The sequence below is a fragment of the Saccharomonospora saliphila YIM 90502 genome (assembly GCF_000383795.1).
Lineage (GTDB): Bacteria > Actinomycetota > Actinomycetes > Mycobacteriales > Pseudonocardiaceae > Saccharomonospora > Saccharomonospora saliphila.
In genome coordinates, this window is the sequence record NZ_KB912696.1 from 105,359 (window position 1) to 106,892 (window position 1,534).

The window sequence follows — 1,534 nt, forward strand, 5'->3', positions numbered from 1 at the left end:
CCGGGCGCTGGGGCGCGGGCCCGCCCCGCGAGACGTGCGCGGCGGCGGCCTGTCGCACGGGGTCGGGCACCTCCGGGATGGCGAAGCCGCCCGCTCGGATGTGCTGCACGAGGTCGGGCTCGGGGGAGACGCCGTATTCGCGCAGGTAGTAGTTCACCGCGGCGGGCCAGATCCACGTTCCGTCGCTGTGGAAGGCGATGGGCACGGTGCTTTCCGGGGACGCGGCGAGTCGATCGGTGTCGACGCCGCGTCCGGGCACCACCACGGGAGCACCGTCGAGGTAGTCGAGCAGCCGGTCCTGCTCGGAGGCGTCGAGCTCGGGCCGGTTCACCACGGGGCGTCCCTCGGCGTCCAGACCGTCGAAGACCCGCGCGGTGCGGAACCGGGGCCCCGGCCGTTCCGGGCTCAGCCCAGCCATGCGGCGCATCAGCCAGTCGGGCACGTTCTCCTCGTCGCGGGGGAACATGCGCAGCTCGTCGGCGTAGGCCTGGGGCGGCGGCGCCAGGTCCCAGCGAGGCTCGTCCCGGTCGTACTCCAGGTTGTAGCTGGAGGGGTGGTCGAGCTGGTACCGGGCGTTGAACCAGGTCCCCCGGCCCTCCCGGTACATGCCCGTGCGGAGGCGCCCGAAGAGACTGGCGATGTCGTGGGTCGCGACCCACTCCTGGGTGGTGCCGTCCGCGAGGAGAACCTCCCCGGTCAGTTCGTGGTACCTCCCCACCGCGCGGTACTCGGCGGTCACCCGGCGCCAGTCGCGCGGGGCCGCCCGCAGCAAGGAGAGGCCGATCTGCTTGACCAGGGTGTCCTGCTCGGTTGCGTTCAGCTGGGTCGGTAGTGCCACGCCAACATCTTGACCAATGAACGCCACGGATGCACGGCACATGTGGACATCGTCGCCGTCCTACGCCGAACCTACGGCCAGGACACCGTCGCACCGAGTGCGGAGCGCCACAGTTCACCAGATCGAAGCAACCTGCGGGCGCCCGCGTCGCGGACAATCGCGGGTGATGGCTACCCCTCGTGCTCGCACACACGTCGATGCTCCCTCGAATGCCGCAATCGGTGTCCCTGCTCGCGCGAAACAGATCTGGGGGACCGCCCTCGCGGTCCTCACCGGGGCGGGCATGTCCGTGCAGAGCAGGATCAACGGCCAGCTCGGAACCGAGCTGGGGGACGCGGTCCTCGCCGCGGTGATCTCCTTCGGCGGCGGCCTCCTCATCCTGCTCGCGCTCCTGCCGATCTCGGCTCGGATGCGCAAAGGACTCGGACGAGCGGGCTCCGCGCTGCGCACCGGCGGGCTGAGGCCGTGGCACTTCCTCGGCGGTCTCGCGGGCGCCACCTACGTCCTCGGTCAGTCGGTGACCGTGGTGCTCATCGGGGTGGCGATGTTCACCGTCGGGGTCGTGGCGGGGCAGACGGTCAGCGGGCTGGTCGTGGACAAGGTGGGGATCGGCCCCGCGGGCCGGCAGGCTCCGTCCTGGCCGCGCGTGCTGGGCGCGGTGCTCACCGTGGTCGCCGTGGCGGGCGCGGTCGGCGG

General features: G+C 71.8%; 1 protein-coding gene and 1 pseudogene. One reads left to right on the forward strand and one right to left on the reverse strand.

Annotated features, from left to right (window positions below):
• Nucleotides 1-880 (reverse strand): annotated as a pseudogene (locus SACSA_RS23250) (hypothetical protein); the annotation flags it as partial.
• 241 nt (nt 881-1,121) lie between these two features.
• On the opposite strand from SACSA_RS23250, the gene SACSA_RS26245 reads away from it, so the two are divergent.
• Nucleotides 1,122-1,534 (forward strand): DMT family transporter (locus tag SACSA_RS26245; RefSeq protein ID WP_019818561.1); only part of this gene is annotated, 413 nt, incomplete at its 3' end.